The organism is Veillonella sp. T14073-2, assembly GCF_002959875.1.
Lineage (GTDB): Bacteria > Bacillota > Negativicutes > Veillonellales > Veillonellaceae > Veillonella > Veillonella infantium.
The window spans coordinates 1-24,219 of record NZ_PPDC01000011.1 but is presented as its reverse complement, the minus strand read 5'-3'; the positions used below and the strand labels follow the sequence as shown (position 1 = coordinate 24,219).

Below are 24,219 nucleotides of genomic sequence, written 5' to 3'. Positions count from 1 at the left end.
TCCTCATATTATAAAAATAATTATCATATATATCATACAGTAAAAATAATATAAATACAAAAAAAATCCTACTTAATTTACTTTCACAGAAAAGCTCATTAAGTAGGATTTTATTATAGTATTGATTAACTAATGATTGAATCAACTATTATCGATCAAAGTCGCGGTCTAGGTTAACTTCTTTCAACGGCACAACTTTAGTTTTGTTGATATATTTGTAACCTAGGTAAACTGCGAAGAAGATTGGTAATCCGATGTACGCAACGGATACGCCATACCAGTCGATTGTATCGCCTGTGAAAGCGGAGTAGTTTTGGCCAGCAATGATGATGACGCAAAGAATGAACGCCAAGATTGGGCCAACTGGGAACAACCACGCTTTATAAGGTAATTCACTAAGATCTCTACCTTGTGCAATGAAAGCACGGCGGAAACGATAGTGAGAAACAGCGATACCAACCCATGCAATGAAGCCGCAAAGACCGGAAATATTAACAATCCAAGTGTATGCAGTACCTTCGCCGATGAAGCTTGTAAGGAATGCAAATAAACCGATTGCTGTTGTTAAGATTAACGCTGGCACTGGAACACCACGTTTATTAAGCTTACCGAAGATTTTTGGTGCTTGTCCTTCTTTAGCAAGTGCGTACAGCATACGCGTAGAAGAATAAAGACCAGAGTTACCAGCACTGAGTACTGCAGTTAAGATGATAGCATTGATGAAACTAGCAGCAAAGGCAAAACCAAAGCGGTCAAATACGAGTGTGAATGGAGAAATAGATACATTCTCTACACTAGAATTCAACAGATTTGGATCAGTGTACGGAATTAAGAAACCGATAACTATGAAAGCACCAATATAGAACAATAAGATACGCCAGAAGATTGTATTAATCGCTTTTGGCACGTTCTTTTCAGGGTCTTCTGCTTCACCAGCGGCTACGCCGATAAGCTCAGTACCTTGGAAGGAGAAACCAGCCACCATGAAGATAGCGAGGATAGATTCCCAACCACCTACGAATGGTGCTTCCCCTACTGTCCAGTTCGCAAATCCTGGAGATGTACCTCCAATGCCGAAGATGAGCATAAAGCCACAGAACAGGAATACGAATACAGTAATAACCTTGATGCTAGAGAATACATATTCACTTTCACCAAAGGAGCGAGTCGATAAATAGTTCAAGCCGAATAAAACGAGCAAGAACAGAGCAGACCATACAATGGCAGGCACATCAGGGAACCAATATTTCATGATGAGTGCCCCTGCTAAAACTTCAGCAGCCAATGTAATAGCCCAGTTAAACCAGTAGTTCCAACCTAATGCAAAACCAAAGGCAGGGTCTACATAGCGTTTTGCATAGGTCCCGAAGGAACCAGGAATCGGCAAGTATGTAGCCATTTCCCCAAGAGATGTCATGAGGAAGTACACCATGATACCGATTAGGCCATAAGCTACAAGCGCACCACCAGGGCCCGCTGTACTTACCACTTCACCACCGGCAACGAATAAGCCAGTACCGATAGCACCGCCAAGAGCGATCATATTCATATGACGCGCTTTTAGGGAACGTTTTAAATGTTGATCTTTATTAGAGGTAAACTCTACATTATTATTTTGATTTTCAGCCATGGGTCACCTCTTATAAATCTAGATTACGCACATATTTTGCATTATCTTCAATAAATTTACGACGAGGTTCTACCTTATCGCCCATGAGAACTGTAAAGATTTTATCAGCTTCGATGGAATCCTCTAAGCTAACTTGTAAAATCGTACGATTTTCAGGGTTCATTGTAGTTTCCCATAATTGCTCAGGGTTCATTTCACCTAAACCTTTGTAACGTTGAATTGTAATTCCATCACGGCCTACTTCATCAAGCTTAGCTGTAAGCTCTGCATCAGAGTATACATACCAGTGGGATTTACCCTTCTTGATTTGGTACAACGGTGGTTGAGCAATGTAGATATGACCTTCCTCTACCAATGGTTTCATATAGCGGTAGAAGAATGTTAATAACAAGGTACGGATATGAGCGCCGTCAACGTCCGCATCTGTCATGATGATAATCTTGTTATAACGGGATTTTGTAATATCGAACTCTTCCCCAATGCCAGTACCGAATGCGGTAATCATGGAACGAATTTCGTTATTAGCCAAAATCTTATCAAGGCGTGCTTTTTCTACGTTAAGGATCTTACCACGCAACGGCAAAATCGCTTGGTAACGACGGTCGCGACCTTGTTTTGCAGAACCGCCCGCAGAGTCACCTTCGACTAGATAAATTTCAGTCATAGATGTATCTTTTTCGGAGCAATCTGCCAATTTACCAGGAAGGCTAGATACTTCCAATGCATTTTTACGGCGAGTTAAGTCGCGAGCTTTACGAGCTGCCTCACGAGCACGGCTTGCCATAGTTGCTTTTTCGATGATTTTCTTCGCATCTTGCGGATGTTCTTCGAAGAATGTTCTAAGACCTTCAGATACGATAACATCTGTAATACCTTTTACTTCGCTATTGCCAAGTTTAGTTTTTGTTTGGCCTTCAAATTGAGGTTCCAATACTTTTACAGATACAACAGCTGTCAAACCTTCACGTACGTCTTCACCGGAAAGGTTGGACTCATTTTCCTTGATCAAGCCAGATTTACGGCCATAATCATTAAGGGTACGAGTCAAAGCAGCACGGAAACCAGAAAGGTGAGTACCACCGTCAACAGTGTTGATATTATTTACGAAGGACAACAAGTTTTCGCTATAGCTATCGTTATATTGCAATGCTACGTCTACTACTACGTCGTCTTTTGTATTTTCGATATCGATAACAGTAGGATTTACTACTTCTTTATTTTCGTTTAAGAAGGCAATGAAAGAACTTAAACCACCTTCGTAGTGGAAGCTTTCAACACGAGGTTCATCTTGGCGCAAATCGCTCAATGTAATGCGAAGACCTTTATTAAGGAATGCCAATTCTTGTAAACGAATTTTCAATGTATCAAAGTTGAATACTGTAGTTTCAAAGATTTCAGCATCTGGCTTGAAGATAACTGTAGTACCAGTACCTTCTGCTTTGCCGATTTCATGTAACTCGGAAGTCTTATGACCACGAGCGAATGTAATCTCTTGAATAATACCATTTTGAGCTACTTGAACCTTAGTCCATTCACTCAACGCATTTACTACAGAAATACCTACGCCGTGAAGACCACCAGAAACCTTGTAGCCGCCACCGCCGAATTTACCGCCAGCATGCAATTTCGTTAATACTAACTCTACCGCAGACATACCGGATTCATGCATCCCTGTAGGAATACCACGACCATCATCGACAACAGTGATGCTGTTATCTTCATTAATGGATACTTCGATATGTGTAGCGTAACCTGCGAGCGCTTCGTCTACAGAGTTATCTACTACTTCATAAACGAGGTGATGTAAACCGCGAATGGACGTACTACCAATGTACATACCAGGGCGTTTACGTACCGCGTCAAGACCCTCAAGAACCTGTATATTCTGAGCGCCATAATTTTCTTCAGGCATGAAACAAACTCCTCCTAACAATCTATCACACTGTACTGGATTGAAATTTGGTACAACACATGTACAGAATAAATCTTATCTCTTTATTATACTATAAAACTCATCAATTCGTCTCATTAAAGTCTTAATGCTAATACCAGATCCATAAACGCAATCATCAGTGACCACATAGGTCTTGATTTGCTCCTCTGGTACCATGGCGATATACTCTAGCGTTTCATAGTGATGAATAGGACTTTTATGGGACTTTCCGCCCTTAGCGTGCACCATGGTAATGATGGATTCAATAGGCACGGAAACGGTATCCCCAATATGAACGTACATAGGAATGCCCCCTCTACTTTTCTAATGTCCCATTAAGGGCATCAATTTTGCGCTGTTCTTCTTCAGCCAAGAACTTAGACCGATATTTGTTACATAAATTAATAACATGCTGATCTGTTAACTCATCAGGCTTCTTATGAGTGATGAGCATGGCCACCATATACATATGACGGCGATTGATAGATCCTTTGTAAATTTTATCTAAGTAAAAGTATATGGATTCCCGCATCGCTTCTGCAAAATCTGGGAAGGTACACTGTATAAATTGCTGACAATCGCTGTATTTAAAGTACGGATACTTTCTAATGACCGCCTTAATGTCCTTAATATGAGCGCGATGCAATTCATATTCGCAGGTCGGACAGATTTCTTTTTTAGATTCCATGTGCATGCCACATCGCTTACAACGATGATAGCCATGCTGCTCTAAATAGATTTCCCGCTTTCGAGCCGTAATTTGTACTTTTCTGAAAGCAGTTCGTAATTCTTCGTTATCCGTTTGTTCTAAAGATTTATCGATGGCGTCTACGTCTTCTTTTGAAAGCACGATATCTGCAAAATTAATCTTTTTAGATTCCCCTATTTTGTCAGGAAGAGATATAGACGTATTGTTCTCTGCTTTCACATAGCTCTGACGTTTCATAATAAAGCGAATATCTGTGATGACCTCTTGGCGGTAATACTTGTTAATCGCCTCAATAATACGTCGTTTTTGCATCTGTAGTTCCTGCATCCACATGGAATTATCTGCGCTAATCACCATATCTGGAGGCTTGATAGACACAATTTTCGTATGGTCTGCAATGACATCGCCCACTACATGACGCCACTTGTGAACAAGGGTATTTAATTTATATTGTTCCAGTAAATTCAGTTCTGCTAAGGCCTTTGGTAAACAAAGATCAAGGCTGTCCATACTGAACCTTACCCCCTTCACAAGAAATAAATTGAACAGATTTCAAATCTTTAAAATCGTGAATATCTGTAGTAGTAATAAATGTTTGAATACGTTTATGAATAAACTGCAATAAATTCGCTCGTCTCGACTCATCAAGTTCGCTCAATACATCATCCAATAACAGAACTGGATATTCCCCAACCTCGGACTTGATAAACTCAAGCTCACTCAACTTTAAGGATAATACAGCAGTTCGTTGCTGCCCTTGGGATCCAAATTTCTTTAAATCCATCGCATCAGAAAAGAATCGTAAATCATCGCGGTGAGGACCTACGCTGGTTGTCATCCGATGACGATCCTGCGGCAAAGCTGCTTTGATGCGCTCGTAAAAGCCTTCCTTTGTATACTCTAATGAACCATTGTCCATATAAGGCTGTTCATAACCGATGGTCAAATTCTCAAGACCACCCGTCAATTTACGATTCATCAAATCGATGAGAAGATTGATTTTCTTCAAGCTTTCTAAGCGTTTCTTTACGATAAAGCTCGCCATATCGGCTAATTGCAAATCCCATTCTTCAAGAGGTATGTTTTGCTTCCCTCTATATTCTTTAAGGATCGCATTGCGCTGCTGTAATAACCGATTATACTGCATTAACTGATGATAATAGGTAGCACTCGTCTGAGAGATTTCCATATCAAGAAAACGTCTACGTCCTGACGGAGTCCCCTTGATGAGTTGTAAATCTTCAGGACAGAAGATAACTGTATTTAATGTACCAATCAGTTCTTTTTGAGATATTTTAGTATCGTTTAAACGAATATCCTTAGGACCTTGGCGGAATAACTTAATATTTACCTTTTGTGGCGTATCCTTTTTCTCGAACTTTACTACAATGCCTGCTTCCTCAGCATTGAACATGAGCATATCTGACGTATCGTTGGTCCGATGACTTTTACCAATGGTACCTACATAGATGGATTCGAGGATATTCGTCTTACCAGCCCCATTGGTGCCGTGCAAAACGATAATCTCCGGATTAAACTGAATCGTTACATCCTTGTAATTACGAAACTGGAATAATTGCAGTGAGTCAATTCTCACCGATTATGCCTCCTCTTGAGTAATTACGAGATCTACATCGAGACCTTCACAAGAAATCACGTCCCCAACATGGCATTTCTTGCGTTTTTCTGTGACAACTTGGCCATTCAAAGTAAGGATGCCTTCATCGATAAAAGATTTAATTTGACCACCCGTTTCGATAATGCCTTCTAACTTCAACAACTGATCAATTTGAATGTACTCCGTATGAATGGGTACCTGCTGTTGCTCTTTCATAACGTCCTCCTATAGTGGACAATTTATAACTATATGGGAATTAGGTAACGATGACTTTTAATCATCATTACCTAATAAAAATATGTATATTAATTCATAAAATTATACGGCGTAGTAATTATATTATCAATAAACCAATTGTAGACATCAATATCTAAGATTTTTAATTATTTAGCACCAGAGTACAGGTCGCTCGCTGAGCATTTTCCTTCAGAAAATTGCACGCTCCGACCAAAGTGATGTGTGGATGGAACCCAAAGCACAGTTCTTCACTGTGGATTTTCTTAGATAACTTTGTTATCTAGAAAATCTTACGTTCAGAACAAAGCGATGCAGTGTCTCTGTCGTCGCAAGCTCCTCCATTGACTACTGCCCTGCTTTTACTTTTAAGCGTTCGTACGAACTGGTGTTACTACGTATGTATAGTTCGGATTATTGTCTTGGCGAATGACAACAGGACCATTTTGTTTTAAGAACAAGTGGATGTTGTCGCCTGTGCTATGGCGCAAGATGTCAGAGATGTAGCGACCATTGAAGGAGATTGTGAAAGGTGTTCCTTTAAATTCAACAGCTACGTCTTCTTTTGCCATACCGATTTCAGTATTTTGAGTAGACAATGTTACATTGCTTTCAGCCCAATCATAACGAATCACGTTATAGCTGATATCTTTAGCTAATAAGGATACGCGGTCAACAGCACCAGCGAATTCGCGGCGGTCAATAACAGCGCTAGAGTCGAATTGGGAAGGAATAACCTTTTCATATTCAGGATATGTGCCTTCAATTAAACGAGAAATAATGTAAATCGATTCAAAGTTGAATACGATTTGTGTGCGATTCCAAATGATGTTGATCATCGCTGGATTATCTGTTGGTAACAAACGAGATACTTCAGCCAACGTTTTTGTAGGAATGATAGCGCGCATTGGCGTAGTTGCTGGTTCATCGATAGTAATTTTCTTAACAGCCATGCGGTGTGTATCAGTAGCAACCATTGTTACTTCGTTTTCTTTAATTTCAAGAAGAGCACCAGTAAATACAGGACGATCTTCATCTGTTGCAGCTGCGTAGTTTGTTAAATCGATAAGTTCTTTCATAGCAAAGCTATCGATGTTTACATGATCTTGGTCGTGAATTTGTTCAACTAAAGAGAAATCATCTGGATGCAATGTTACTAAGTTAAATTCGGAAGAGCCGGATGTGATTGTTAAAGAATTTCCATCTTCTGGTTTGTAAAGCTCGATTGTATCGCCAGGTAATTTGCGAATTAATTCTTGGAAATAACGGGAACCTACAACTAATGTGCCAGGTTCTTTGATATCTCCATCGATGGTTAAACGAATACCGAGTTCAAAGTCGTTACCTTGCAATTCTACTTGGCCATTTTTTGTTGTCATGTAGATAGCACCTGGTAAGTTGGAACTTGTTTTATTTTGAGATACCTTTTGCAATACGTTGATTGCTTTTTGGAGATTTGCTTTTGGGAATGTAATATGCATATGTTACTCCTTTATGATTTGATTTGTAGATTATTAGTTTGTTTTACATTAGATATATTGTTTGTATGTACGATTTCCATATAGTGTAGAAGCACTAATAACTAATTCTTGTTTGTAATTTTCTATGTCTGCTATCGTAGATGCTCTATAGATATTCTGCGATAGATCTGTTTCTACTGGTTTTTTGATTGTTTGTTAGTTTTAGTAGTAGTAATAGTAGGGGCCTGTTCATATGTGTAAAAGTGAATTGGCGCTACTAACTGTGCGATTTCTCGGTTGTGTATAACTATGTTGATAGTTTGTAACCACTTATCCACATACTCACAGCGGAGTACGGTTTTTAGGATATCCACAAAGTTACGCACAATATATCCACAGAGTTATCCACAGGTTGTTAATTTCTGTTTAATTTCAGAAATCATGTTCTTAGTTTCTTCGTTTTGTTCAATTTCCTTCGTAATTTTATCGTACGCATGGAGAATTGTCGTATGGTCACGAGAGAAGGCTGCTGCGATTTGCGGATAACTTTCATTGATCATATCGCGGCATAGATACATGGCGATTTGCCGTGGGAATGCGAACTGTGCCTTACGCTTCTTGCCGAGTAAGTCTTGTTTTTTTATATTGAAATAAGAACTTACAAAATTTTGGATGCTTTCCATAGTGACCATGTTCACCTCTTCGGTTTGAACGAGGCCAGCCAAGGCTTGTTTAGTGTATTCTAGGTCGATAGATTCAAGACGTTGATCGATGGATGCGGTGCCGATTAATTTGGTGAAAGCACCTTGCAACACCCGGACATTTTCACTAAATTGTAACGCCACGTAGTTGATGGAGTCGTTATCGATGCGGATAACACGGTTCTTTTTATATTCTCGTTCCAGCAAAGATCTAAAGATGGCGATGCGCGTTTCTAAATCTGGATTTTCCATGGTAGCAATGTAGCCAGCTTGGAAACGAGAACGGAGACGGTCTTCGAATTGCTCCATATCGTTTGGCATCGTATCAGAGGTGAGGACGATTTGCTTGTTGTTATTTAATAACTCATTGAACGTATTAAATAGCTCAGTTTTCGTACTTTCACGACTTTCAAGGAACTGAATATCGTCAATCATGAGTACATCGATATTGCGGAATGTGTTACGGAATAATTTACCTTGGTTACGTTGCAATGTTTCGACGAAAATGTTCATAAAGTTTTCGCTCGTAATGGACATAACCTTCATGTGTGGATGATTTTCCTTGATGGCATTGCCGATGGCGTGCATCAAATGCGTTTTACCTAGACCTGATGGACCATAGATAAATAGCGGATTATAGTCGCCGCCTGGGAACTCAGCTACATTTTGAGCCGCCCCAAATGGAATGCGGTTCGCGTTGCCTGTAACGTAGTTATCAAAACGGTACGCTGGATTAAGGTTAGATAAGGATAAATCTACAGGTACATTATCAGATTGTAATGTAGGTGTTGTAGTTTCAACTGTTTTACTAGGCGCTACCATTGGCTCATCTGGAATATTTACAGGCGCTGGTGTGCGGTCGATATAAACAGGCTCCTGATACACTGGTGTGTAGAACTCATCTTGTTGAGCTTTTTCCTCTACCACAGGCGGTAATGGCATCGGTGGAGCCACTACAGGTGCATCATCGATGAGACTTTCATCAACAAAGGTAGTATCTACACTCTCTTGATTGAAATCGAATAACACCATATCCCGATGGGAACCGATAACCGTAGTAATAGCATCCTGCAAAGCCTTGCTGATCTGTGGCTGCTGATCGATTAAGTTTTTAACAAATGTTTGCATGACCCCTATATGGATCGAATGACTGTCGAGAGACATGGGAATCAACGATGACGTGACGCGCAAGTACAACGCGTCAGGCAAATGTTGCATGTTCTTTTTCGCCTCTTGCAATATATGTTCCCATATATTATTCAAATCAAATGATTGCATGACGTGCCTCTTGTGTATAACTATTGCGATAAATGTGTATAACTTTAGGAATAATGTGTATAACTATTGTGAAAGCTGTGGAAAAACCTGTTATTCCTGTGAATAACTTGTGCACAACCTGTGAATAAGTGAAAATAAAATTCTCTTCCAACCAGATAATAACTGACTTTATAGATTACACAGGTCAAAAGAGAAAAAATGTGGATAACCTTAAAAGTTATCCATCAAAAACTTATAAAAATATATACTTTTTCCTAATTTCAGTTATGATTGTACCAAAAAATCACTAGTTTGTCATTTATTCTGTGGATAACTTTTGATTATCTGAAGGAGAAGTGTTAATAACTCAGTAGTTACCTCATCTTTTGTTCATCAATTACTTTTGGGGGAGGACTGAAAACTACTTTTATTGAATTACAATTTGTATATGAACTATATTTAACTAAGTAACGATGAGTTATAAATCTAATTTTTATCCATCTATTTTTACATTTGTTTCTAGATTACTTTTAGGAAGGGATTGATACTAATTTTCTCGCTCCATTCTGACGCAAGTCGCTTAAAAATTAGTATCAATCCCCTTTCTAACAATAATAGATAACCATGTTAATAAATAATAATTGTGGAAAAGTAATCTAGAAACTATCCAATCATCGTTACTAAACAATAAACTTCTGTTAATAAAACAAATTGTAATTTTATATGGCGTAGAGGGAAAAGGGAGAAAACCACATCTATTCTTCCCCTCTTTCTAACTAGAGATCAAAAGGTAAATTTGTCTTATATAAAAATATTAGAATGTGAGTTCTTGTGTTGCTATATATTGATGTTACGTTTACATCGTGTAGTGGTGTGTAAGTTGACATTAGGATTTACTTAGGGAGGGAATATAGGGTCCTTTTGAGCGACTTTACGCATCGTATGGAGCGATGAAGGGGCCCTTTCTCCTTCTGGAAACGTAACATCATTCCCATCTCCTCCCCCAGAGGTTGAAAGGTAAGATTTGTTAAATCTTAGATCCGTATTCTGAAAGACTTTTAGATTTGCTATAAAAACTGATACTACTTTTTATACTGGTGGTAGGTGATATAGTAGTCATTAAAATGTGTTAGGAGCAGGAATAGATGTGGATTTTTGACTGAAACGTGTCGTATGGAGGGAGAAAACTATATCTATTCCCTTCCCCCTCAAGTAGAGATCAAAAGGTAAATTTGCCCAAATATAAAAAGATTAGAATGTGAGTTCTTGTGTTGCTATAAATTGATGTTACGTTTACATCGTGTAGTGGTGTGTAAGGTGAGATTAGGGTTTACTTAGGAAGGGAATATAGGGTTCTTTTGAGCGACTTTACGCGTCGTATGGAGCGATAAAGGAGCCCTATATTCCTCCCCCTGGAAACGTAACATCATTCTCATCTCCTCCCCCAGCGGTTAAAAGGTAAAATTTGTTAATCTTAGATCCGTATTCTGAAAGACTTTTAGATTTGCTATAAAAACTGATACTACTTTTTATACTGGTAGTAGGTGTTATAGTAGTCATTAAAATGTGTTAGGAGCAGGAATAGATGTGGATTTTTGACCGACTTACGTGTCGTATGGAGGGAGAAAACCACATCTATTCCTCCCCCTATAAAAGTAGTATCAGTTTTAAGTTCTATCGGATTTAAGTAAAATCTATATAAAAGTCTTTCAGAATAGCCCTAAAATATTGACAAATTTACGTTTTAACTCTATAATTACCCTGTTATGGTATAAGTAAAACAATACAAATGACGAGGAGGTGTTTTACTAATGAAACGTACTTACCAACCAAATACTCTTTGGAGAAAACGTACCCATGGTTTCCGTGAACGCATGAAAACTATCGGTGGCCGTCTCGTTTTAAAAAGAAGACGTGCAAAAGGCAGAAAACGCTTATCTGCATAATATAATAGCTGTTAGGCAGGAGAAAAAACTTGGCGCTGCTGCCAAGTTTTTCTATTCTTAGGACTTAAGGACAATGCATATGGATTATTGCCTGGAAAAAGCAAGACGACTGACGCACAATAATGAATATCGCCTTGTGTATAAGCACGGAAAATACGAAGTAGGACGTATGTGTGTACTCTATCGTATGCCCGTGGCGAAGCAATCTACGCGCATTGGTTTTGTAACCGGCAAAAAGGTTGGTTGTGCTGTTGAGCGCAACCGAGCTAGACGGCTCATGAAAGAGGTGTATCGCCTCAATCAACATTCCATTCGCGAAGGGTATCATATCGTAATTGTTGGACGTGGCCCTCTGAAAAACGCTACCTACGAAAAAGCGGAAAAGGAGATTTTGTATCTCTTGCGAAAAAGCAAATTATTGGTACAAAATGATAAATAGGACCACAAGTTAGAGGCTTTGGTCCTTTTTTGTGTATATGGAGGTTTCCATGAAACGCTGTATAACTACGCTTTTACGACTTTTAATTAGGTTCTATCAGCTTGCCATATCTCCCTTAAAACCTGGATGTTGCCGTTATTATCCGACATGTTCCACATATACTCTACAGGCCATCGAAAAATATGGTCCTTTGAAAGGTAGCTGGATGGGTTTAAAACGCATTCTTCGCTGCCATCCTTTTCACAAGGGTGGCTACGATCCAGTTCCTTAACCTACGAGGGTTAGGCTGATTTGCGTTCTGTGAAAGTTACTTTCACAAAAAACATCTAGCACAGTTTTGGAAATACCTGAGCATCTGTATGGATGAAATTTAGACCATACCATAACGATATATAGATGCGCAAAGGACAGTTTCGGACTGTAAGAAAAAGGAGAAACAATGGAATTCTTAAGTAGTATATTCCACCCTATCGTTGAATTGATGACTACATTGGTAACCTATGCGTTCCAATTAACTCAAATGGTAGGCTATCCAAGCTACGGTGTGGCTATTATCCTTTTAACAATCGTTATTAAAGCGGTTTTGGCACCACTTACTGTAAAACAAATCAAATCCATGAAGGCTATGCAAGAGTTACAGCCTCGCATGAAAGAATTGCAAGATAAATACAAAAACGATCCTGCAAAACTTCAAGCGGAAATGGGTGCATTGTACAAAGAAATGGGTGTTAACCCATTGGCTGGTTGTTTGCCTCTATTGGTGCAAATGCCATTCTTGATCGCTATCTTCTATGCTTTACAAGGCTATCCATACGATCAAAACTATGTACAATTCTTATGGCTTCCTAGTCTTGGCGAACCAGATCCAATGTACATTTTGCCAGTATTGAGTGCATTATCTACATGGATTATGTCCAAGCAAACTAGTAGCGGTGCAACTGGTGCTGCTGCGCAACAACAAAAGATTATGACAATCTTTATGCCTTTATTCATTGGTTACATCTCCCTTAACTTCCCATCTGGCTTAGTTATTTACTGGATCGTATCCAATGTATTCCAATTTGTGCAACAACATTTCATTTACAAAAGCTTAGAAGCTAAGAAATAGGAGACACTATGGAATTTATCGATGTATCTGCTAAAACCATTGAAGATGCCATTGCCAAAGGCGTAGCTCAATTGGCTGAAGATGGCCAAGAATTGGTAGAAACTAAAGTCTTGGAACAACCTTCTAATGGCTTCTTGGGCATTGGTCGTAAACCAGCAGTTGTTCGCTTATTCTTCACATCTGTAGCTAAAACTGCTACGCAAGAAGAAGTAGCTCATGTAGAAGAACAATCTGTAGCTGTTGCTTCCAAGCCAGTAGCAACAAGTGAAACAGAAGTACAAGATACAGCAGTTGAAGCTTCTGAAGGTGATGTTGTAGAAAAACCTTCTAAAAAGGAACTTTCAAAAGAAGATCAACAAGAAATTGCTGAAAAAGGTAAACAATTCCTCGATGATATGTTTACACAAATGGGCCTCACTGTAGTTATCGAAAAAATGATGACTAAAGATAAGATTACATTCCAAGTACACGGCGAAGATTTAGGTATTTTGATCGGTAAACATGGTCAAACATTGGATGCTATTCAATACTTAACAAATCTCGTGGCACACAAGGATGTATCTGGCCATTGCCACATCGTTGTAGATGTGGAAAATTACCGTTCTCGTCGAGAAGAAACATTGGTGAATCTCGCGAAACGCTTGGCTTCTAAGGTGAAACGCAACCGTCAAAAGGTTTCCTTAGAACCGATGAATGCTTTTGAACGTAAAATCATTCACACTGCCCTTCAAGGGGATAAAAACGTTGTTACTAACAGTGAAGGGGACGAACCGTTCCGTCACGTTGTGATTACGTACAAAAAATAATATAATGGTGCAGCTTTCAAGTGACTGATATTCTCGGTTGCTTGAGGGCTGCCCCCTTTATTCTTTAGGTTATGGTGAAAGCTAACCTAAGTTAATCTTCGCATGCAAAGATTAGTTTAGTTTAACTTTCACAGGCGAAGACATGAATATTGGATATATCCAAACAATATATTGTAAGCAGTAAATCAAAACGACGAACCTTGATTTTATATGACTTATGAAATGCATAATAGATAATCGAAATACGGAGATATTTATGTATATAGATGATACAATAGCGGCCATTGCGACGCCGCCCGGCATTGGCGGGGTTGGTATTATTCGTGTTAGCGGCAAGGATAGTTTTCCTATTGTAAATAGCCTGTTCAAGAGCGCTGGCACCGTTCCTTTGATGGACCGCCAAAATAGAACGATTCAATATGGAACCATTGTGGATCCTGCAACGAACAAGACCATCGATGAGGTTCTTGTATTATTAATGAAAGGCCCTCATTCCTACACGGCGGAAGATGTGGTAGAAATTCAGTGTCACGGCGGTATTGTGCCGGTTCGACAAATCTTGAAATTGCTTGTAAATCACGATGTGCGCATGGCAGAGGCTGGCGAATTTACGAAGCGTGCCTTTATGAACGGACGTATCGACCTCACCCAAGCGGAGGCGATCATTGATATTATTGAAGCGAAAACAGAGGACTCCCTCTCCCTCGCTGTATCGCAGCTGGACGGCACAGTTTCGTCCTTTGTAAAAGATGTGCGTGAACAGCTCATCGCCATGATTGCTCATTTAGAGGTAACCATCGACTATCCAGAAGAGGATATCGAGGACGTAACGAGCCAAGAGGTTCGTGAGCAGCTAGAGCCTATTTTGAAAGCTATGGATGAACTCTTGTCTACAGCGAACACAGGTCGCCTTATTCGCGACGGTATTACGACGGTTATTGTAGGTCGTCCAAATGCAGGTAAATCGAGCCTTATGAACGCTCTTTTGCGCGAAAACCGCGCTATTGTAACGGATATTCCAGGGACGACACGGGACAGTATTGAAGAATATATGACCGTAGAAGGCATTTCTCTGCGCCTCATCGATACAGCAGGTATTCGGGACACACAAGATACGGTAGAAGCCCTCGGTGTGGAACGTGCTCGTGATTATATCAACAAAGCGGACATAGTGCTCTGTGTGATCGATGGGTCTACTCCATTAACCCCTGAAGAAATCGAAATTTTGACCTCTGTTAGCGGTTTGAACACCATCGTGTTACTTAATAAGTCCGATGTAGCACAAGTCGTTACAGACGAAACTATTAAAGAACACGGTAATTTTACAGCTATTGAACGAATCAGTGCCAAAGAAGGCGAAGGCTCTGCCGTTCTCTCTAAATGGGTACAAGAACTCGTCTACGGCGGTCGCGTAAAACAAGACAACAGTGCTATGATCAGTAACGTGCGCCACATCAGCCTTATGGAACAAGCAAAGGCACAAGTAGAACAAGCCCTCTCCTCCATCGACATGGGCATGCCAGTAGACTTTGTTGCTACCGACCTGCGCAGCGCCTGGGAACTACTTGGGGACATCACGGGTGATACAATCCGAGAATCCATGATTGATGAATTGTTTAGTCGTTTTTGCCTTGGTAAATAACTCAAAGAAAATTCACGGTGAGGAACTGGACTCTGGGATATTTTGCCTCACAGTTTTGAGTAAAATAAACTTTCAATATAAGTAATATATAAGGAAATTCATATGTACACAGTAGATAATTATGATGTCATCGTCATCGGTGGCGGTCATGCTGGTTGTGAGGCGGCTCTCGCCACTGCCCGCATGGGTCATCGCACGTTGATGGCGACCATCAGTTTAGATAATATTGCGCTTATGCCATGTAATCCTGCCGTTGGCGGTCCTGGTAAAAGTCATCTTGTTTATGAGCTTGATGCCTTAGGCGGTCAAATGGGGATCAACGCGGATGCTACGGCTATCCAAATGCGTATGCTTAACATGGGTAAAGGCCCTGCAGTGCATTCTTTGCGCTGCCAATCGGATAAAATCAAATACCAACATTTGATGAAACAAACCATTGAAAATACAGAGAACCTCAATGTTAAGCAAATCATGGTAACTGAGCTTAAGGTTGAGGACGGCAAAGTAACGGGTATCGTTACAGAACTTGGCGAATTCTATGGTGCTAAGGCTGTTATTCTTTGTACAGGTACCTACTTGAAAGGTAAAATCCTCATCGGCGATATCGATTATGTAGGTGGCCCAAATGGTCAACGCGTAGCAGAACATTTCTCTCAATCTTTACTCGACAATGGTATTGAGTTGATGCGCTTTAAGACTGGTACGCCAGCCCGTGTAGATAAACGCACACTTAACCTTGAAAATATGGAGGTTCAAGAAGGCGATACACATCATCACTCCTTCTCCTTTATGGATGAATGGATCAATCGCAATGAAGACGTATGTTGGTTGACCTATACTAACAAAGAAACGCATGAAATCATTACAAGTAATATTCACCGTGCCCCAATGTATAGCGGTAAAATCGAAGGTGTAGGCCCTCGTTACTGCCCTTCCATCGAAGATAAAGTAGTGCGCTTTGCCGACAAGGAACGTCATCAATTATTTGTGGAACCAGAAGGTACGAGCACAAACGAAATGTACGTACAAGGCATGAGTACATCCCTTCCTATGGACGTACAATATGCGTTCTTGCGTACCATTCCTGGTCTTGAAAACGTTGAAATCATGCGCCCTGCGTACGCTATCGAATACGATTGCTTGAACCCTACGCAATTGACGCCAGCGCTTCAAGTGAAACATATTGAAGGCCTCTACTCTGCTGGTCAAGCCAATGGTACATCTGGCTATGAAGAAGCAGCTGCTCAAGGCTTAATGGCTGGTATTAATGCTGCTTTATGGCTTGAAGGTAAAGAACCGTTTATCCTTGCTCGTTCCGAAGCCTATATCGGTGTTCTCATCGATGATCTCGTAACAAAAGGTACAAACGAACCATACCGTATGATGACAAGCCGCAGTGAATATCGTCTATTGCTTCGTCAAGATAATGCAGATATGCGTCTTACTGAAAAAGGCCGTGAAATTGGTCTTGTAAAAGACGATCGTTGGGCTAAATTTACAGCTAAGAAAGCTGCTATCGAAGAAGCAATGGATATGTTGCGAAATACACCTGTTAATCCATCTAAGGAAACGCAAGCCTTGCTTGAAAGTTTAGGCACAGCACCGATTAGAACGGGCATTCACGCCTACGATTTGGTGAAACGTAATGAACTTTCCTATGCTATCGTAGCCGATGCATTTGGTTTGAAACGCTATACACCTGACGTTGAAGAAGCTGTCGATATCTCCATTACGTACGAAGGTTATATCAAAAAGCAAATGGACCAAGTCGACAAGGTTCGCAAATTAGAAGAAAAAATTCTTCCAAAAGAATGGGATTACACACAAATTAAGGGCATCTCCCTTGAAGCTCAACAAAAGCTCAATAAAATCCGCCCTCACTCCATTGGCCAAGCAAGCCGTATCTCTGGCGTATCCCCTGCGGACGTATCTGTTCTGTTGATTCAACTAGAACAATACAATAGAAGTAAGTAAAATATGTGATTGCATACAAAAAGCTAGCTAATGTGATTTAGCTAGCTTTTTTAGTAACTATTTATAGTTTTAATTAGCTTAATGGTTTAGACCAATCTTCAACTTCTAATTGCCTTACTCTTTCAAACTCTTTTGTATTATTAGTAACAATGGTAAGACCCTTTGACTTTGCGTGGCTTGCAATGAGCAGATCCATAGGACCAATAATTTTTCCTTGTGATTGTAAATCTGCTTTTATTTTTCCATATTCCTCAGCAGCGTGGCTGTCAAAATCAACAATTTGGATAGGCGATAATAAAAGTGTTAAAGCTAATCTATTTTTATCTTTTGATTGGCTTTTTTCTACACCATGCATTAACTCAGCATATGTAATTGATGATATACATATATCTGAAGGACGATGCTTTAAAATTTTTTGTAGTACAACTTCTGGCTCTTGCTTAATGGCATAAATACATATATTTGTATCTAACATATACTTCATAAGGCTTCACGCTCCTGATGATCGATATCTTCCCGTCCGTTACACATAAAATCATCTGTAAATAATGATAAACCAGCTACAAATCCTGCCCACTCATCATCTTTTGGCATAAGTAAAACTACATTTCCAATTTTGTTGATGATTACTTCATCACCATTAAACCGAAATTCTTTTGGTAATCGTACAGCCTGGCTGCGGCCATTTTCGAATAGCTTTGCTGTGGTCATACATATCACCTCCTTGTTAATAAAAGTATATACCTTGATATATATTTTAACAAGGTATAATTTTGTATACATATAATAATGGAATTTCTGTGTATATTTATATGTATATTTATAAAACACATATTATTCTATGGTTAAAATATGTACACTAGAGAAATACATTAGATGTACATTCAGAATAGACAAAATAATCTGTAAGTGAAGAAAAATTCATGGTGATAAATTAGAAATAAACTATAAAATTTGGTTGCTGAAAAGTTGAATGATAAAATTGTAAAAAGATGGACCGATTTCTCAATTAATTATTTTTAATGATAATACAGGTGTAACATCTTTACCCCCTAACCTATTTTGTTTGCGCAGATCATATATTTTGATTTGTAAATGAGAATAAGTTGAGAATATGCTATAATATAAAGAAATAACACTTAAATATTTCGCTTATATGGTCGTTTTATTAGTTTTTATATATAAACTTATATAAAATAGATCAAATAAGCCGTAGAGCTTAAATTTTTGAGTTTTATAGCATTTGCAATTAGAGCTACCATTTTACTATCTCATATATTGTTAATTACCTAGATTTGTTTATATGATGAGCAATATGACATGAGTTGTATTGCATAAATGTGGATAGCTTTTACTTTTATATAAATATCGAATAATTTATTAGGAGTACTTATGAAAGAGAAATACGATGTGCCTATCGCACCGGAGTCTGAATTTGTTTCATACATGATGGAGCAAATGACTAAATTTGGTCTGCCCTGTACGGAAGAACAAGCAAAAGACTTTTATGTGTATTACGCGCGCATGATTGAAACAAATAAATACCTTAATCTTACGGGCATCACAGATATGAAAGAGGTTGTAGTTAAGCACATGATCGACTCCCTCTCCTGCTATGACCCAAATATTATTAAATCTGGCATGTCTATCATCGATGTAGGTACTGGTGCTGGTTTCCCTGGCATTCCATTGGCAATCTATGACCGTAGCCTCAAGGTTACTCTCTTTGATTCTTTGAAAAAACGTCTTACCTTCCTTGAGTCTGTTATGGATGAGCTAAAATTGACGAATTGTGCGACCTTACATGGTCGTGCAGAGGATCTTAGCCATCAAGATTATCGTGAAAGCTTCGATATTGCTACGAGCCGTGCAGTGGCACGTTTACCTATTCTCTTGGAATGGACTGTGCCATACGTAAAAGAAGATGGCTACGTAATTGCCTTAAAAGGCGCTATCTACGAAGAAGAAGTGGGCGAATCTAACAAAGCGCTTAGTACATTGAAAGCTAAGATTGAAGAGGTTCGTACTGTTACTCTACCGACCTTGGATGATAAACGAGCAATCCTGTACATCAAAAAAACAGGTAAAACACCAAAACAATACCCACGTAAGCCAAAAGAAATTAAAGATAAACCGTTAGTGTAATCTTTAATGATTAATATAGTTACTAAAAAGAACACCTTTCCCTACTCACTATGGAGGCTGTGGGAAAAGGTGTTCTTTTATAATTTTACAATGATTTATACGTGGTCAATGATATGTAATGTTGTATCGATATCGTTTAAAGGCATAATATGTACGCCTGCAGCGATTTTTTTGATTTGTTCCAAGGTTTCGATAGCGATTTCTGTACCCGCTTCTTTACCGCCCTTTTCTACACGGTCTAGGATTTCTTGTGTAATATTGATCCCAGGCACTTTTTCATGTAAATATGTAGCCATTTTGAAGCTTTTAAGTGGAATTAAACCGAGCATAATAGGTACATCAAACTCAGACATTTTATCGATGTAGCGTTTTGCTTGCTCTAAATCGTAAATTGGTTGTGTTTGCACGAAGTGCGCACCATTTTTAATTTTAGCTGCCAATTTTTGACGTTCAATTTCTAAGTCTGGCGCACCAGGATTGCCAGTAGCACCGATGTAGAAGTTTGTAGGCTCATCTAAATCATTACCTGCCAAGTCCTTACCAGCATTTAATGTTTTAGCGATATTGAGCAAGCCCATACAGTCTACTTCAAATACGGATTGTGCAAATGGGTGGTCCCCATTATCTGGTTTGTCACCAGTAAGGGTTAAGATGTTATTTACGCCAAGTGCTGCAGCGCCTAGTAATTCGGATTGTAAGCCTATGATGTTACGATCGCGGCATGTAAGGTGGAAGATAGTTTCGATGTCTTTATTATGTTGTAACAAATAGGACAAGGAAATTGGGCTCATACGCATCTTGGACATAGGGCTGTCAGCGATGTTAATAGCATCTACTTTTCCTTTCAAACGGGCTGCTTGATCAAATACCTTTTGAGCAGAACTGCTCTTTGGTGGGTCTAATTCAACAGTGATGGTGAATTTCCCTTGTTGATGTTTCTCTCTTAATGTCATCATGTACCTCTTTATTACAAATTATTTCTCTAAAGTTTCAAAGAAATCGTTGGCATGGTTAACTGCAGCGATGCCGTCTTTAGCGTAGATATCTGCGCCCGCTTGATCTGCGTATTCTTGAGATACTACGGCACCACCAACCATGACCTTAGTATTAAGGCCTGCAGCGCGGATAGCAGCCACAGTATTGTCGATTTGAGGCATTGTTGTAGTCATCAAGGAACAGATACCAACGAGAGCCGCCTTGTTGTCCTTAATAGCTTGAACGATGACTTCTGGATCAACGTCTTTGCCGAGGTCGACGATTTTATAACCATTGTTTTCAAGCAAGGCCGCTACGATATTTTTACCTAAATCGTGGATGTCGCCTTTAACTGTTGCTACAACGACTGTACCTTTATCTAAACTTTCACTAGCAGGAATGATTTCTTTAATGGTGTTGAAAGCAGCCTGCATTGTTTCGGCAGCAAGCATTACTTGTGGCAAGAATAATTTACCAGAACCGAACTTGTCCCCTACTACGTTCATCGCTTCAGATAAACCTTTTTTAGTAAGATCTAATGGATCAATGCCATCTGCTAATGCTTTTTTTACAAGATCTATAATCGCCTCTTTTTCCCCTTGCTCTACGCAAGCACGGATATTAGCGAGTGGATCATTGCTGTCGAAAGATTTCTTTTCAGGACCTTTTGGAGCAGCGTTACCAGGAGCACTTGTTTCATCTTCATAACCGTATTCTTTGATGAATTGAGCGGAACCTGGGTCCCAGCCTAATAATGTAGTGCTAGAAACAAACGCTTTTTTCGCTGGATAGTTTAGAGGATTCATAATTGGTGTAGTTAAGCCACATGCTAAAGCCATTGTTAAGAATTGGCCGTTCAAGTAAGGGCGTTGTGGCATACCAAAAGAAATATTAGACAAGCCCATTACTGTTGGGAAGCCAAATTTCTCTTTATATAACTGTAATGTACGCAATGTTTGACGTGCACTATCTTCACCGCTAGCAAGTGTTAACACCAATGGGTCGAGTAATAGGTCATGTGGTTGAAGACCATAGCCATAAGCGCGATTTACGATGCTTTCAGCTAACGCAACGCGGTCCTCTGCTTTTTCAGGTAAGTCGCCGCTACAGATAGGCAAGCAAAGCAATGCTGCACCATAACGTTTAGCCAATGGCATAACGTGAGTGATGGACTCTTCTTCCCCATTTACAGAGTTGATAAGAGCACGACCTGGGTAGTTTTTAAGGGCTACTTCCATAGCTGCTGGATCCAATGTATCGATGGACAATGGAGTTTCAACGAGCATGGATAATTCAAAGATAGCACGCTCCATCAATGGAGTTTGGTCCATGCCTGCTACGCCCATGTTTACGTCGAGGATATCAGCACCTGCTTCTACTTGGTCTAACGCATCGCGTTTTACACGGATGAAAGAGCCATCGCGTAATTCTTGAGCAAGCACTTTACGGCCTGTAGGATTGATACGTTCACCGATGATAAGAGGTTTTGTATGATGACCTAATTCTAACAATTTAGTACGGCTCGTAATGATTGTTTTAGGTTCAATATGAGCACGTTCTTTAGGTGTATGTGCTTTTACAGCGTCAGAAATAGATTGGATATGAGCTGGTGTTGTACCACAGCAACCACCTACATAGCTTGCACCTGCATCTACGATTGGAAGCATCAATGGACCCATTTCTTCTGCTGTAAGTGGGAATACAGTTTGTTTGTTAATTAATTGAGGCATGCCTGCATTTGGTTGACAGCTAATTGGCAAGTTGGTAACGCTAGCGATTTCCTCAATAAGTGGTGTAATTTGTTCAGGTCCAAGGGAACAGTTGATACCGATGATATCTGCACCCATTGATTCTACGATAGTAGTTGCAACTGCTGGCGGTGTACCTGTAATAGTACGGCCGTCTTCACTGAAAGAAAACTGACAGATAATTTGTACATCTTCTTTTGTCTTCCCTGCTGCTTCACGAGCATCAAGAGATGCTAATAAAGCGGCACGCATTTCTTGTACGTCGATAATGGTTTCAATGATAATAAAATCTACGCCACCTTCGATCAATGCATCTGCTTGTTCACGATATGTGTCATAAATAGAGTCAAAGCTCATATTACCTAATGGTTGTAAGAAACGACCTGTAGGTCCCATAGAACCAGCTACACGAGCAGATGGTTTAACCTCTGCAATAGCTTCTTTTGCTACCTTTACGGCTGCAATATTAATCTCTCTTACTCGATCTTGTAAGTCATAATCTTCTAACTTAAGACCACAAGCACCGAATGTGTTAGTAGTAATTACATCACTACCATGTTGTAAGTATTGAGCGTGAATATTCTTTACTACTTCTGGTTTTTCTACGTTAAATAATTCTGGACAATAGCCCTCTTCTAAGCCTGCAGCTTGAAGCATTGTGCCCATAGCACCGTCAAATATATACATAAACATCTTCCTTTATCATCCTAAATTTTGAAATGTTTCACGTGAAACATTATTCTGTTGGTTGGCCTTTCATAGCGATACCAGAGGCTTCAGCTGTTGTTTTACTACAGCTCTCTTCTCCTTCGTTATTAGTGGTTACCGATGCCTTTTCTGGCAATTTACGAGATGCACAATCCTTTTGGGAACAAGATGTGCAACCACGCTTTGTATTGATATCTTCATTAGCTGGCATTAAGCCAATAATAGCTGTTACCGACTTACGTGGGAACAATAAATAGTTCTCCGTTACTTGCAAACCAATCATCTCTGTTTTGATGATTTTAGCTAATTGTGGCTGAATTTCTAGTGGCCAGTTACCGTAACCAGGACTAAATCGCCATGTTGGTTTATAACCTTGTTTTTTAGCGATTGTATTAATAACTTCATTTACTTGATCAGCTACCTGCTCTACTGCTGTTGTAGCAGCTGCATCAAGCAATAAACCTACAGTATAATTACCTTGTTTAAAAAGTTGTTCACTGCGGATTTCTACATCTTCACCTACTGTTACGCCTAATACATAGACCTTTGTAGATTTTTCTAAGTGTTTTTCGATGATTGAACCTTCAATTTTAAGCGGTGGATTGCTTAAAATTGTTTTTGTCTCTGCATCATAATCATATTCTTGATATACACCTTTAGGTGTAGCTAATAATTGGATTTCCTTACATGCTTCGTCTACATATTGTTGTGGGAAATCCTCAGCGTGACGAAGTCCTGCGTATCGTTTTACTTCTGCTTTATCGATGGCAGGAAGCATTCCGTTATAGATGGGCATGGAAACGCCTCCTCTTCAAAAATAAAAAGCTCTGCGTATCCGTAGAGCGTGTGCGCTTACTATAATTTATATATTTAGATCATGTAATATAATCAATTTAACTATATTAAAGATAATCAATCTAATTACTATCTAGTTAATAGTATATAGATATGATGAAAGCCTGTCAAAGCATATGGGGCCTGTATTCTCATATAATTTAGTGGTGTGTTGATATAACTTAAAGCTATATCAGAATATATTTTAATCTTAAAAGTTATTATTAGTGATATTCTAAATATTTTAGCTCATTATATTAACTTAATAATTTTACTGTTTTATATTTATATTAAATTGTTTCACGTGAAACAGTCTTATTACTTTGTCTATAAATTTTGCTCAATATATTAA

At 39.3% G+C, this 24,219-nt stretch carries 21 protein-coding genes; 8 read left to right on the top strand and 13 right to left on the bottom strand.

Going from position 1 to position 24,219, the window contains the following annotated elements; translation table 11 throughout:
• Positions 1-148: 148 nt before the first annotated feature.
• The 8 genes from VCHSUH04_RS08845 to dnaA all read right to left on the bottom strand — a co-directional run bounded on the left by VCHSUH04_RS08845 (position 149) and on the right by dnaA (position 9,563).
• Entirely contained in the window at positions 149-1,630 is a 1,482-nt protein-coding gene (locus VCHSUH04_RS08845; RefSeq protein ID WP_105086253.1) for an amino acid permease, read from the bottom strand.
• A gap of 10 nt (positions 1,631-1,640) precedes the next feature.
• The gene (gene gyrB / locus VCHSUH04_RS08840) at positions 1,641-3,542 is read right to left on the bottom strand and encodes a DNA topoisomerase (ATP-hydrolyzing) subunit B (RefSeq protein ID WP_105086252.1); all 1,902 of its coding nucleotides are present in this window, start codon (positions 3,540-3,542) and stop codon (positions 1,641-1,643) included.
• A gap of 75 nt (positions 3,543-3,617) precedes the next feature.
• A complete protein-coding gene (locus VCHSUH04_RS08835; protein ID WP_105086251.1) occupies positions 3,618-3,866 on the bottom strand; it encodes a DUF370 domain-containing protein in 249 nt (82 codons plus the stop codon).
• Positions 3,867-3,879: 13 nt separating this feature from the next.
• A complete protein-coding gene (locus VCHSUH04_RS08830; protein WP_105086250.1) occupies positions 3,880-4,782 on the bottom strand; it encodes a DUF721 domain-containing protein in 903 nt (300 codons plus the stop codon).
• On the bottom strand, positions 4,769-5,869 hold the full coding sequence (gene recF / locus VCHSUH04_RS08825) for a DNA replication/repair protein RecF (protein ID WP_005384817.1): 1,101 nt from the start codon (positions 5,867-5,869) through the stop codon (positions 4,769-4,771). The genes VCHSUH04_RS08830 and recF overlap by 14 nt, the downstream gene beginning before the upstream one ends.
• 3 nt (positions 5,870-5,872) lie before the next feature.
• Complete coding sequence (locus VCHSUH04_RS08820) at positions 5,873-6,106, bottom strand: RNA-binding S4 domain-containing protein (RefSeq protein ID WP_105086249.1); 234 nt, start codon at positions 6,104-6,106, stop codon at positions 5,873-5,875.
• Between the two features lie 386 nt (positions 6,107-6,492).
• On the bottom strand, positions 6,493-7,605 hold the full coding sequence (dnaN, locus tag VCHSUH04_RS08815) for a DNA polymerase III subunit beta (protein WP_054747902.1): 1,113 nt from the start codon (positions 7,603-7,605) through the stop codon (positions 6,493-6,495).
• Positions 7,606-7,985: 380 nt separating this feature from the next.
• Positions 7,986-9,563 (bottom strand): chromosomal replication initiator protein DnaA, encoded by a 1,578-nt coding sequence (dnaA, locus tag VCHSUH04_RS08810; protein WP_105086248.1) that lies wholly within the window; start codon positions 9,561-9,563, stop codon positions 7,986-7,988.
• A 1,790-nt stretch (positions 9,564-11,353) separates the two neighbouring features.
• Between dnaA and rpmH the strand changes: the two genes are divergently transcribed.
• The 7 genes from rpmH (at position 11,354) to mnmG (ending at position 17,457) form a co-directional block, all read left to right on the top strand.
• On the top strand, positions 11,354-11,488 hold the full coding sequence (gene rpmH / locus VCHSUH04_RS08805) for a 50S ribosomal protein L34 (RefSeq protein ID WP_004692946.1): 135 nt from the start codon (positions 11,354-11,356) through the stop codon (positions 11,486-11,488).
• Positions 11,489-11,567: 79 nt separating this feature from the next.
• The gene (gene rnpA / locus VCHSUH04_RS08800) at positions 11,568-11,927 is read left to right on the top strand and encodes a ribonuclease P protein component (RefSeq protein ID WP_105086247.1); all 360 of its coding nucleotides are present in this window, start codon (positions 11,568-11,570) and stop codon (positions 11,925-11,927) included.
• 49 nt (positions 11,928-11,976) lie between these two features.
• Entirely contained in the window at positions 11,977-12,198 is a 222-nt protein-coding gene (yidD, locus tag VCHSUH04_RS08795; RefSeq protein WP_072270728.1) for a membrane protein insertion efficiency factor YidD, read from the top strand.
• 168 nt (positions 12,199-12,366) lie between these two features.
• Positions 12,367-13,035 carry a YidC/Oxa1 family membrane protein insertase gene (locus VCHSUH04_RS08790; protein WP_024066050.1) on the top strand — a complete coding sequence of 223 codons (669 nt, stop codon included), beginning with the start codon at positions 12,367-12,369 and terminating at the stop codon, positions 13,033-13,035.
• An 8-nt stretch (positions 13,036-13,043) separates the two neighbouring features.
• Entirely contained in the window at positions 13,044-13,841 is a 798-nt protein-coding gene (gene jag, locus VCHSUH04_RS08785) for an RNA-binding cell elongation regulator Jag/EloR (RefSeq protein ID WP_105086246.1), read from the top strand.
• A 256-nt stretch (positions 13,842-14,097) separates the two neighbouring features.
• On the top strand, positions 14,098-15,483 hold the full coding sequence (gene mnmE / locus VCHSUH04_RS08780; protein ID WP_105086245.1) for a tRNA uridine-5-carboxymethylaminomethyl(34) synthesis GTPase MnmE: 1,386 nt from the start codon (positions 14,098-14,100) through the stop codon (positions 15,481-15,483).
• Between the two features lie 102 nt (positions 15,484-15,585).
• Complete coding sequence (gene mnmG, locus VCHSUH04_RS08775; protein ID WP_105086244.1) at positions 15,586-17,457, top strand: tRNA uridine-5-carboxymethylaminomethyl(34) synthesis enzyme MnmG; 1,872 nt, start codon at positions 15,586-15,588, stop codon at positions 17,455-17,457.
• Between the two features lie 73 nt (positions 17,458-17,530).
• Here the strand turns inward: mnmG and VCHSUH04_RS08770 are convergent, their stop codons facing one another.
• Both VCHSUH04_RS08770 and VCHSUH04_RS08765 read right to left on the bottom strand, forming a co-directional pair.
• Positions 17,531-17,941, bottom strand: a complete 411-nt coding sequence (locus VCHSUH04_RS08770) for a type II toxin-antitoxin system VapC family toxin (RefSeq protein WP_105086243.1) — start codon at positions 17,939-17,941, stop codon at positions 17,531-17,533.
• On the bottom strand, positions 17,938-18,168 hold the full coding sequence (locus VCHSUH04_RS08765) for an AbrB/MazE/SpoVT family DNA-binding domain-containing protein (protein WP_005384838.1): 231 nt from the start codon (positions 18,166-18,168) through the stop codon (positions 17,938-17,940). The genes VCHSUH04_RS08770 and VCHSUH04_RS08765 overlap by 4 nt, the downstream gene beginning before the upstream one ends.
• Positions 18,169-18,849: 681 nt before the next feature.
• Between VCHSUH04_RS08765 and rsmG the strand changes: the two genes are divergently transcribed.
• Positions 18,850-19,602: a 16S rRNA (guanine(527)-N(7))-methyltransferase RsmG gene (rsmG, locus tag VCHSUH04_RS08760; RefSeq protein ID WP_105086242.1), complete on the top strand. Its 753-nt coding sequence runs from the start codon at positions 18,850-18,852 to the stop codon at positions 19,600-19,602.
• Positions 19,603-19,697: 95 nt separating this feature from the next.
• Here rsmG and VCHSUH04_RS08755 read toward each other — a convergent pair whose 3' ends face one another.
• Genes VCHSUH04_RS08755 through VCHSUH04_RS08745 form a run of 3 tightly spaced genes read right to left on the bottom strand, consistent with a single transcriptional unit; the run spans position 19,698 to position 23,829 of the window.
• The gene (locus VCHSUH04_RS08755; protein WP_105086241.1) at positions 19,698-20,555 is read right to left on the bottom strand and encodes a methylenetetrahydrofolate reductase; all 858 of its coding nucleotides are present in this window, start codon (positions 20,553-20,555) and stop codon (positions 19,698-19,700) included.
• A 21-nt stretch (positions 20,556-20,576) separates the two neighbouring features.
• On the bottom strand, positions 20,577-23,012 hold the full coding sequence (locus VCHSUH04_RS08750; RefSeq protein ID WP_105086240.1) for a homocysteine S-methyltransferase family protein: 2,436 nt from the start codon (positions 23,010-23,012) through the stop codon (positions 20,577-20,579).
• 49 nt (positions 23,013-23,061) lie between these two features.
• Positions 23,062-23,829 (bottom strand): methionine synthase, encoded by a 768-nt coding sequence (locus VCHSUH04_RS08745; RefSeq protein WP_105086239.1) that lies wholly within the window; start codon positions 23,827-23,829, stop codon positions 23,062-23,064.
• Positions 23,830-24,219 lie beyond the last annotated feature (390 nt).

Bases quoted from the DNA above. Each gene is read 5' to 3' on its own strand.
- VCHSUH04_RS08835 (WP_105086251.1), bottom strand. From the start codon at position 3,866: ATGTACGTTCATATTGGGGATACCGTTTCCGTGCCTATTGAATCCATC.
- rpmH (WP_004692946.1), top strand. From the start codon at position 11,354: ATGAAACGTACTTACCAACCAAATACTCTTTGGAGAAAACGTACCCAT.
- VCHSUH04_RS08820 (WP_105086249.1), bottom strand. From the start codon at position 6,106: ATGAAAGAGCAACAGCAGGTACCCATTCATACGGAGTACATTCAAATT.
- VCHSUH04_RS08765 (WP_005384838.1), bottom strand. From the start codon at position 18,168: ATGACCACAGCAAAGCTATTCGAAAATGGCCGCAGCCAGGCTGTACGA.
- VCHSUH04_RS08755 (WP_105086241.1), bottom strand. From the start codon at position 20,555: ATGACATTAAGAGAGAAACATCAACAAGGGAAATTCACCATCACTGTT.
- VCHSUH04_RS08790 (WP_024066050.1), top strand. From the start codon at position 12,367: ATGGAATTCTTAAGTAGTATATTCCACCCTATCGTTGAATTGATGACT.
- VCHSUH04_RS08750 (WP_105086240.1), bottom strand. From the start codon at position 23,012: ATGTATATATTTGACGGTGCTATGGGCACAATGCTTCAAGCTGCAGGC.
- VCHSUH04_RS08770 (WP_105086243.1), bottom strand. From the start codon at position 17,941: ATGAAGTATATGTTAGATACAAATATATGTATTTATGCCATTAAGCAA.
- dnaA (WP_105086248.1), bottom strand. From the start codon at position 9,563: ATGCAATCATTTGATTTGAATAATATATGGGAACATATATTGCAAGAG.
- mnmG (WP_105086244.1), top strand. From the start codon at position 15,586: ATGTACACAGTAGATAATTATGATGTCATCGTCATCGGTGGCGGTCAT.
- VCHSUH04_RS08845 (WP_105086253.1), bottom strand. From the start codon at position 1,630: ATGGCTGAAAATCAAAATAATAATGTAGAGTTTACCTCTAATAAAGAT.
- rnpA (WP_105086247.1), top strand. From the start codon at position 11,568: ATGGATTATTGCCTGGAAAAAGCAAGACGACTGACGCACAATAATGAA.
- dnaN (WP_054747902.1), bottom strand. From the start codon at position 7,605: ATGCATATTACATTCCCAAAAGCAAATCTCCAAAAAGCAATCAACGTA.
- VCHSUH04_RS08745 (WP_105086239.1), bottom strand. From the start codon at position 23,829: ATGCCCATCTATAACGGAATGCTTCCTGCCATCGATAAAGCAGAAGTA.
- rsmG (WP_105086242.1), top strand. From the start codon at position 18,850: ATGAAAGAGAAATACGATGTGCCTATCGCACCGGAGTCTGAATTTGTT.
- jag (WP_105086246.1), top strand. From the start codon at position 13,044: ATGGAATTTATCGATGTATCTGCTAAAACCATTGAAGATGCCATTGCC.
- gyrB (WP_105086252.1), bottom strand. From the start codon at position 3,542: ATGCCTGAAGAAAATTATGGCGCTCAGAATATACAGGTTCTTGAGGGT.
- VCHSUH04_RS08830 (WP_105086250.1), bottom strand. From the start codon at position 4,782: ATGGACAGCCTTGATCTTTGTTTACCAAAGGCCTTAGCAGAACTGAAT.
- mnmE (WP_105086245.1), top strand. From the start codon at position 14,098: ATGTATATAGATGATACAATAGCGGCCATTGCGACGCCGCCCGGCATT.
- yidD (WP_072270728.1), top strand. From the start codon at position 11,977: ATGAAACGCTGTATAACTACGCTTTTACGACTTTTAATTAGGTTCTAT.